The organism is cf. Phormidesmis sp. LEGE 11477 (genome assembly GCF_015207105.1).
GTDB lineage: Bacteria > Cyanobacteriota > Cyanobacteriia > Phormidesmidales > Phormidesmidaceae > Phormidesmis.
The window spans coordinates 66,097-75,733 of the sequence record NZ_JADEXO010000015.1; the positions used below are offsets into that span (position 1 = coordinate 66,097).

Here is a 9,637-nt window from a genome sequence, read left to right on the forward strand (position 1 = left end):
TAGGCTAGCCTCAGCCGCTACCCCTCCCATATCTGGGTAAAATACGTACCAGATCCGCAGTGGGAAGACATGCTGGGACAAACGCTAATCGACCGTTACAAACTCACGCATATTTTAGGTTCGGGCGGATTTGGTCAAACTTACTTAGCGGTTGATGTTACAGCAGAGAGTCAAAACGCGCTCTGTGTCGTCAAACAGCTGAAGCTAGCGAGTCAAGATCAAAGCTTTTTGAAAGTAGCGAGGCGACTATTTCAAACGGAGGTTGATACGCTCAAAAAGCTAGGGTCTCATCTTCACATCCCAGCGCTGCTCGATTCTTTCGAAGATGAGAAAGAGTTCTACTTAGTTCAAGAGTTTGTAGAGGGGCACTCACTAGAAGAAGAAATTGGGGTTAAGAAAAAATTTACTGAAGCGCAGGCGATTACGCTGTTAGAGAAAGTGCTGGCCGTCCTAGGCTTTGTCCATAGCCGCCGGGTAATTCACCGAGATCTTAAACCAGATAATCTAATTCGCCGTAAAGGCAGCGACGACATTGCGCTAATTGACTTTGGCGCAGTGAAACAGATTCGGACTCGGCTGCATACCGGAGAGAAATCGACACTGACAGTCGGCATCGGCACTCAAGGCTACACGCCCAGTGAACAGCTTTCTGGCAAGCCGCGCTATAGCAGCGATATCTATGCGCTGGGTATGACAGTTATTCATGCATTGACTGGGCGATCGCCCACCGATCTGCCCGAGTCGCCCGATACCCTAGAACCTCAGTGGCAGCAGTATGTGCAGATTAGCCCAGGACTAAGTGCGCTGCTAGAAAAAATGACTCGGCACTATATCTATCAGCGCTACCAAAGCGTAGAAGAAGTCCAGCACGATTTAAATCGATTGGATGAGCTGCCAGGTGAAATTGCAGCAGCTAGAACTTCACTACCGCTGGGAATGACTGAGAACGGCTGGAACAGTGAAGCCGAGACGGTGATTATCCGCTGGGTAATGGGTCGCCGAGCAAAGTGGCTGACGGTCTTAATTTCTACGCTGCTGACCAGCGCTTTTGTACTAGGTGCCCGTCAGATGGGCGTGTTTGTCCCGGCTGAGCTGCTGGTGTGGGACAGGTGGGTAGGTGCCCAGGCGGATAGAGAGCCTGACCAGCGATTGCTAGTCGTCGAGATTGCAGAAGAAGACCTGCGATCGCTACAAACTAGAACCCCTTCCGATCGGCTAGTGGCCCAAGCAATTGACAATTTGCAGCAGCACAATCCCGTCAGCATTGGCGTAAATCTGGCCCACGATGTCCCGCATCCTCCAGGTACAGAAGCGCTCAAACAGCGCTTGAACCATCCTGAGGTGGTGACAATCGCTCAGTTAGGAAATAGTGAAGGCGAAGTTTTGGCACCAGCAGGATTGAGCCTTGAACAGATTAGCCTTAGCGATATTGCAGTCGATCCAGACTTTCGAGTCAGGCGCGCGCTAATTGGCCTAGCCGCAGATAGCCCTCTAGGTCAGCGTCAAACCAACCTACCGATCTTTTCTCTAGGAACAGAACTTGCCCTGCGCTATCTAGAGAGCATCGAGCGCATCACGCCCGCTGCCGGTAGTGTCTTGACCCTAGCAGACACCCGGTTTGAGAGCATGTCCAAGAATTTTGGTGGCTATCAAAACATAGCAACAGAGAGCTATCAGATTCCGCTTCAGTATCGCTCTGCGCTAACAGCGGTGCCTACTGTCAGCTTTTCAGAGGTCTTAGATAACCGATTCGACCCCGATCTGGTGAGAGACAAAATTGTTCTAATTGGCATGACGGCTACCAGTGGACAAGACGCATATTTGACTCCATACAACGTAGATAGCTCTTTACAGAAAATGCCTGGCACCCTAGTACATGCTCAGGTAGCTAGTCAAATATTGTCGGCTGTAATCGACCGCGATCGCCTTTTGTGGGACTGGCCAGAGTGGGCAGAGATTGTTTGGATTTTCTCACTAACAGCGACGGGTAGCGTGCTGATGGTGCTCACCCAAAAAGGGCCAATTCTAATTGCGTTCGGCGTTGGTGGACTGCTGAGCGCCTATCTAGTCAGCCTCATGTGCTTTCACGCTGGTGGCTGGGTGCCTGTGGTCACCCCGATGAGCGCGTTTTTCTTTTCAGCGGCTGGCGCTCGGATTAGCAAGAGCTATCAGCGCCGACATTGGGAGGCCCATCAGTAGCCTCAACCTTTAGAGTCTGCTGTTTGGAACTGACCCTTCTCTATCAATGCTCACAGCTTCTATGAAAGCAGTAGGATGTAAGAGCTGACCTGTGATTAAAAATACTTTTTGTGTCTCACACTTCCCCAGTTTCTATCGATAAATTTCTGGCTGCGGTCGGTCCGATTCTAGATGTACGTAGCCCTGGTGAATTTAAACAAGGCCACATTCCAGGGGCGATTAACTTGCCGCTATTTACCAACGAAGAACGCGCTCAAGTGGGTACCTGCTACAGCCAGCAAAGCCGGGCACAAGCAGTAGAGCTAGGATTTGACCTAGTAGGGCCTAAATTAGGAGAGTTTATTCGAGCAGCAAAAGCGCTAGCCCCTGACAAAACGGTGAGAATTCACTGCTGGCGGGGGGGAATGCGTAGCAGCGCGATCGACTGGGCGCTGAGTCTAGCAGGCTTTAATACAACTACGCTTCAAGGTGGATACAAAGGCTTTCGTCAGTGGGTTCGTAGCACTTTGGCGATACCCAAGCAGATAATTTTATTAGGCGGTATGACGGGTACCGCCAAAACAGACATTTTGCACGCGCTAGCCGAGCAGGGTGAACAGGTGCTTGATTTAGAAGGTCATGCCAATCATCGTGGCAGCAGCTACGGTGCCCTGTGCCTGCCCCCTCAGCCTAGCACTGAGCAATTTGAAAATGTTCTAGCGTTTGAGTGGCAGCAATTTTCGCCGACTCGTCCCACTTGGATAGAAGCAGAAAGCCGTCGGGTTGGCGCATGCCGGGTACCTGCCGAGCTATTTGAACAGATGGAAACGGCCTTTGCCATAGAGATTACTCGTCCGGCTGCAGAGCGAGTAGCGCTGTTGGTAGAGATCTATGGTCAAGCGACCTCTGCCGATCTGATCGCCGCTACCGAGCGCATTCGCAAACGGCTAGGCGGCCAGAGAACACAAGCTGCGATCGCTGCCATTCAAGTGGGTGATTTAGCTACTGCCGTCTCGATTACGCTCGATTATTATGATCGCACCTATCGCTACGGGCTTGAAAAGCGCGATCGCCCTGTCCCGGAAGTTGATGTAACTGGACTTTTGCCAAACCAGGCAGCCCAGCGCCTACAGACGGCCCAGGCCCACCTGCAAAAGACAGAAACACAAAAACCAGATCAAAAACCGCTAGATCAAAAGTCAGGTCAAAAGTCACGTATGCAGGCATCCCAGGCTAACGAAGAAGCGCTGCTAGCAGAGACCACTTCTTAGAAGCTTTACGCTTTGTCAGTGATCCAATACGCTCTACTGACCTTTTACAGACCATACTTTTATATTCTTCCGTTACCTTATAAGTATGCAACGTGCTTATTCATACGGCTTATCTGTGTAGATTTGACTAAGCAGTACCTAGAATATAGTTTCAAAGCGTAGTTATAGAGAGCTCTGTAGGCCACACACCTCTCTCGCTTAGCTCCACCAACCGCCCTTGTATCTGAACTAAATTGTCAAGAACTCGAACCTAATGGTTATTACAAGTTTGAACCTAATGGTTATTACGTATTCGGCTATGGCTAGCCTCACTTTCTTCTTTGTACTCGATGCGTTCATAGAAGATGAAGACGCCGCTATGGATTTTGAAGCTATTGCGTTCATCGTGGCGGCAACGCTGCTTTGCCCGATAACGCTGTCTTTTATCCTCATCCGAAAGAGTCAGCCGCTCAGAATCTGGCGAGAAGTGACCATGTGGGTTCGGGCCTCTGCTAGATGGTTCACTAAAGTGGCTTTCGGCAAAGGCCCTTCTAAATGATCCCAAGGCAAAACCTGATCGAGTGGCCACAGCTCATGCACATAAAAATCTAGCGGCGGCAACGTTCCTTTTAGCGCCTTGAACGCCCGTCGGTAACTGCCCAAGGTGTCGCCATAGCCTCGCGTTAGCTCCAACAAGTCAGCTAGTCTGCGATCGCCTCTCGAAATCAACGCCTGAATAACTGACCAGCTATAGCTCTCTGGTCGAAAGTCAATGCCGCAAGGTTTAAGCTGCTTACGCAAAAACTTTAGCCGCTTATCTGCCTGTGGATTAACGCCGTACCACTGAAACGGCGTATGGCTCTTAGGCACGAACGTACTGCATCCTAGCGTCAGTCGTAGACCGGGAACCTGCTTTTTGAGCTCGATTATCAGCGCCGCTGTCTGGGCCAGATCTTCCTCATCTTCTCCTGGCACTCCGGCCATGCCGTACAGCTTTAACGACGTTAGACCACCCGACTTGGCCTGCTGCGCTGCGACTTTGATCTCATCGGTATCTAGCTTTTTATTGATGATATCGCGCACCTTCTGAGAGCCGCTTTCGATAGCAATTGTGATTGACTTAGAGCCATGGGTGACCAACGTTTCGGCTAGCTTTTGGTTCACCGTATTTGTCCGCACCGACGACATACTTAGCCTCACATCATCGTACTGAGGCTGATTGAGATAGTCCAAAAGCAATTCAAACTCGGGATGCTGCGTAATCGATGCGCCCAGCAGTCCTAGCCGTTTAGTTGCTTTTAAGCCTCGCTCAATTGCCGGCATCAGCGACGCTTCAATGCTGGCCGCTCGAAACGGTAGAGTCAGATAGCTCGCCAGACAGAACCGACACATCTCCGGGCAGCTACGTACTACTTCCACCATAAAGATGTTTTCCCAAGCCGCCTTCTCTGTGACGACTGTCGAAGCCGATAGCACATTCCCTCGATAAGTCTGCTTTTTGACGATGGCGGGCACATCATCATCGATAGGCGAAATAGAAGCGATCGGCCCTGAGCTATCAACATAAGTCACCGCATAGAGCTCAGGCACGTAAACACCCGGTACCTGAGCTAGCGCCTTGAGCTGAGCTGAGCGATCGGCATGGCGTACCCGGTGATATTCGTCTAGAAAATCATGTAGCAGGGTCTCGCCATCGCCTAGCAAAATCACATCAAAAAAGGCAGCAAACGGCTCTGGATTAGCCGTTAACACTGGACCACCACCAAACACTAGAGGGTGAGCACCTGTTCTAGCTTGGGCTCTAAGTGGAATGTGCTGATCTTCTAGCAGATCTAGCACATTGACATAGTCGAGCTCCCAAGACAGAGAGAATCCCATCAGCTCTGCACTAGCGGGCAGTGACTCACGCACATCTGTAAACAGACGACTCACTTCAATATCAGCTCTTTGGGCCAGAATCGACCACACCACTTGATAGCCCAAGCTGGTGATACCGACGCTGTATTCATTCGGAAACGCAAAGATCAGCGGTACGGCATCCACCGCCGAGACTGCAGGTGAAAACAAGCGTTTTTCTAACGAAAAAACAGAACTAGGCACAGAAGTAAGTTAGTGGTGTAAATCGGTAGTGAGCTATCAACCAAGCGTGTGTAGCAGGCTGGCTATAAAAGCCTAACGTAAAAAAAGCAGGCGCACTGAGCCCCTGCTTCTGAATTAATTGAATGTTGGAGAGGGCTGCTTAGCCTTCCCACTTACTCGCAACCAGTTCGGCCAGATCGACAACCCGCTGAGAGTAGCCCCACTCATTGTCATACCAAGCGATCACCTTGACCATATCGCCATCCATTACCAGCGATAGCTGAGAATCGATCGTGGCAGAGGCGTTCGTTTTGCGGAAGTCAACCGAAACCAGAGGCTCTTCGGTGTAGCCCAAGATGCCTTTCATATTAGTTTCAGCGGCGTGCTTAAGCACATCGTTCAGTTCGTCAGTGATTGTCTTCTTGCTGACCTGGGCGACTAAATCGACGATAGAAACGTTAGGCGTGGGGACACGCAAGGCAATTCCGTTGAGCTTGCCTGACATTTCAGGGATAACTAAGGCAACCGCTTTGGCTGCGCCAGTAGTGGTCGGAACAATGTTCACAGCCGCAGCTCTTGCCCGGCGCAGGTCGCGGTGGCTAGCATCTAGAATGCGCTGATCGCCTGTGTAGCTGTGAGTGGTAGTCATTGTGCCTTTGACGATGCCAAAGTGGTCATTGATGACTTTGACTACAGGGGCTAGGCAGTTAGTAGTACAGCTAGCGTTACTGATCACGTTTTGCTTGTCGTGGGCATAATCTTGATCGTTGACGCCCATGACGTAAGTGCCGACGTGGCCACCTTTTCCAGGTGCGGTGATCAAAACCTTGGTCGCGCCCGCTTCTATGTGACGAGAAGCGCCTTCTTCACTGTTAAAAACGCCTGTGGACTCAATGACTAAATCGATGTCCCACTCTTTCCACGGTAGGTTGCTAGGATTGCGGTCCGAGTAGCACTTAATAACGTTGCCGTTCACAGTCATGGTGTCGGCATCATATGAGATATCTGCATCTAGCCGACCGAGCAAAGAGTCGTACTTCAACAGATGTGTATTGATCCGAGGATCGGATGTGTTGTTGACGGCAACCAGTTCTAGATTGCTGTTTTCGCGTGTCAACCAACACCGTAGGAAGTTCCGGCCAATTCGCCCAAAACCATTAATTGCTACTCTAACCACTGCGCGCTAACCTCGTATTTTCAGATACAGAAAATGACTTAAAGTTAAGTCTCTATAAGCAACCCTAATCATATCGCATCATTGTCACCTGAATTTCTCCTTAGGTTTTTATACCTAGTTTATAGCAGTGATGGATATCGAGGCAGGCTGCACGACGTGATTTAATATACAAAACTTGTACTGAGTATGTCCTGATTCGATCTGCCTATGCATGAATACTCCATGCCCTCGGTATGAACACATAGGTACGAACACGTAGGTTGTGAATCTGCTATTGAATAGGGGCACACTGTCATTCTAAAAATTCCTGCTATGATACGCCTGATTATATTGATGTGCCACGGCTTGAGAGGAAATTAAACATGCTGAATTCAGTAGATTTCAGCGGCAGACCGTTCCACTTTATTGGGATTGGTGGAATTGGAATGTCGGCTTTGGCGCATGTTCTAGCAAGCCGTAAGCTGCATGTTTCGGGATCGGATTTGCGCTTGAGCCATATTACCGATCGGCTGGAGTCGCAAGGGGCTCACATCTTCAATCAGCAGCGGGCAGAAAATTTAGCTTTTTTTACGAACGAAGCTAAAAAGCTCACCGAGCATAAAGCCACAAAGCAGCGAGCAGTTTCAACCGCCCAAAATAAGACTACAGATCAGACTACGCTGATGCCTCAGGCGGTGTTGAACAGAGAGATGTTGCCTCAGGTGGTTTGCTCGACCGCAATTAGTGAGACCAATGCGGAGTATAGTCAGGCGCTAGCACTAGGGTGTCCGATCTTTCATCGATCGGATGTTTTAGCGGCGCTGATGAATGAAAAAAAGGGAATTGCGATCGCAGGTACTCACGGCAAGACAACGACCAGCAGTATCACTGGCTATCTGCTGCTCAAAGGCGGCGTTGATCCAACAATTATTATCGGTGGAGAAGTCAGTACCTGGTGCGGAAATGCCTATGTCGGCAAAAGTGACTATGTTGTCGCTGAGGCGGATGAATCTGATGGCTCTCTAGTCAAGCTTTCGTCTCAGATTGGGGTGATTACTAATATCGAACTCGATCACCCGGATCACTACACTGGGCTAGATCAGGTAGTGGCTATATTTGAGCAGTTTGTCAGCCAGTGTAAAACGGTGGTGGGCTCGGTTGACTGTCCGACGGTGCGCGATCGCATTCGGCCAACTATCTCTTACAGCGTAGAGGCAGAGACTGACGCTGACTACAAAGCCATCAATATTGTCGAGACTGCAAATGGGATGAGCGCCGATATCCTAGAGCGCGGGGAGAACTTGGGTAACCTCACCATTCCACTGCTGGGCCTGCATAACCTTAGCAATACGCTAGCGGCGATCGCGGTCGCTCGGCTGCTAAACGTCAGCTTTGAAAGCATCCAAAACCATCTGCCCAATTTTGAAGGTGCGCGTCGCCGCTTCGAGCATCGCGGCTTTCACAACGAGATTCTATTTATCGACGACTATGCCCACCATCCTAGCGAAATTAAAGCGACGCTAACAGCGGCTCAGGTGCAGCGCTCAGAGCAACTGCCATCAGGCCACGGTCGCCAGATTGTCGCTGTTTTTCAGCCTCACCGCTACAGCCGGGCCACGACCTTACTCGATGAATTCTCTACCTGCTTTGCTGGAGCTGATCGCCTGCTAGTAACCGATATCTACAGCGCTGGCGAAGCGAATCCTACTGGAATTACCGGACAAACGGTAGCCGATGCCATTGCCCGGCATTTGCCCAATACCGAGTATCACGGCACGCTAGAAAACACCAAACGAGTGCTGATGACAAGTCTAAGGCCCGGAGATATTGTTATCTTCTTGACGGCTGGTAATCTCAATCAGATCATCCCTGAAGTAATGGCGGCCTATACCCCGTCGCTCACCCCTGAAGCTGCCCTTACCGAAGCTGCCCTTACTTAAGCTATCTCTCCTCTAACTATCTCCTCTCTAAATAGATAGTCAAAAACAACAAGCTGACTAAAAATGGCTGACCACGTACAACTTGCAGGTAGCTTTCAATCAGGCGCTTCTGTCACAGTTTCTAATGCAGCTAATACAGATAGTAATCAGTTGAAAAATCTCAATATTGTTGCTCAAGCGCCACTTGCTAAACTCACGAGCCTGCGGGTCGGCGGTAAGGCAGAGTGGCTAGCGATACCCAAGACGGTCGATCAGCTGCAATCGGCGCTGGTCTGGGCAAGGACAAAAGGCTTGAGTGTCACGATGCTAGGGGCAGGATCGAATCTTTTGATTAGCAATCGCGGCTTGCCGGGTCTCGTGATCTGTACGCGAGCGCTCAGGCAAAGCGAGTTCGATGCGCTCACCGGTAGAGTAAGCGCCGCTGCCGGAGAACCTTGGTCATCACTCGCTTGGAAAGCCGCCCGTCAAGGACTCAAAGGCTTTGAATGGACAATTGGAATTCCCGGAACTGTAGGCGGCGCAGTGGTGATGAACGCGGGCGCGCACGGCAGTGAAACGGCTGACATCCTAGTAGAGACCAAAGTCGTCAACCCCGATGGGACGCTGAGTATATTGATGCCTGATGACTTAGGCTTTCGATATCGAACCTCTAATCTTCAAGGGAGCGATCGCACTGTCGTCTCAGCGACCTTCCAGCTCAGCCCTGGCCACGACCCGGCTGCAGTCAAAGCGGCTACCGCCAGCGACTTAAGATCTCGGCGAGAAACTCAGCCCTATCACTTACCTAACTGCGGCAGTGTCTTTCGCAACCCTTTGCCGCACAGTGCTGGCAAACTAATCCAGGCGGCTGGACTCAAAGGCCATCAGATTGGCCAAGCGCAAACCTCTACGCTCCATGCCAACTTCATCGTTAATCTAGGAGGGGCCAAAGCCGACGACGTGCTAGCGCTGATTCGCCACACCCAAGCAGTCATCAAAGAACGCGATGGCATCTGGCTTGAAACCGAAGTCAAAATCATTGGTGACTCCGACCC

At 50.6% G+C, this 9,637-nt stretch carries 6 protein-coding genes; 4 read left to right on the forward strand and 2 right to left on the reverse strand.

The window, feature by feature from the left end; genetic code table 11:
* The first annotated feature begins 69 nt into the window (after positions 1-69).
* Together IQ256_RS07280 and mnmH are read left to right on the forward strand one after the other, a co-directional pair.
* Positions 70-2,199: a CHASE2 domain-containing protein gene (locus IQ256_RS07280; RefSeq protein WP_193854875.1), complete on the forward strand. Its 2,130-nt coding sequence runs from the start codon at positions 70-72 to the stop codon at positions 2,197-2,199.
* A gap of 110 nt (positions 2,200-2,309) precedes the next feature.
* The gene (gene mnmH, locus IQ256_RS07285) at positions 2,310-3,449 is read left to right on the forward strand and encodes a tRNA 2-selenouridine(34) synthase MnmH (RefSeq protein ID WP_193854876.1); all 1,140 of its coding nucleotides are present in this window, start codon (positions 2,310-2,312) and stop codon (positions 3,447-3,449) included.
* 441 nt (positions 3,450-3,890) lie between these two features.
* Here mnmH and IQ256_RS07290 read toward each other — a convergent pair whose 3' ends face one another.
* A complete protein-coding gene (locus IQ256_RS07290) occupies positions 3,891-5,528 on the reverse strand; it encodes a radical SAM protein (protein WP_193854877.1) in 1,638 nt (545 codons plus the stop codon).
* Between the two features lie 139 nt (positions 5,529-5,667).
* Complete coding sequence (locus tag IQ256_RS07295; RefSeq protein WP_193854878.1) at positions 5,668-6,684, reverse strand: type I glyceraldehyde-3-phosphate dehydrogenase; 1,017 nt, start codon at positions 6,682-6,684, stop codon at positions 5,668-5,670.
* A gap of 362 nt (positions 6,685-7,046) precedes the next feature.
* Between IQ256_RS07295 and murC the strand changes: the two genes are divergently transcribed.
* A complete protein-coding gene (gene murC, locus IQ256_RS07300; RefSeq protein WP_193854879.1) occupies positions 7,047-8,603 on the forward strand; it encodes a UDP-N-acetylmuramate--L-alanine ligase in 1,557 nt (518 codons plus the stop codon).
* Between the two features lie 63 nt (positions 8,604-8,666).
* The coding region (murB, locus tag IQ256_RS07305) for a UDP-N-acetylmuramate dehydrogenase (RefSeq protein ID WP_193854880.1) at positions 8,667-9,637 on the forward strand (971 nt) is incomplete at its 3' end.

Coding starts and splice junctions, on each gene's coding strand:
- IQ256_RS07280 (WP_193854875.1), top strand. CDS start 70: ATGCTGGGACAAACGCTAATCGACCGTTACAAACTCACGCATATTTTA.
- murC (WP_193854879.1), top strand. CDS start 7,047: ATGCTGAATTCAGTAGATTTCAGCGGCAGACCGTTCCACTTTATTGGG.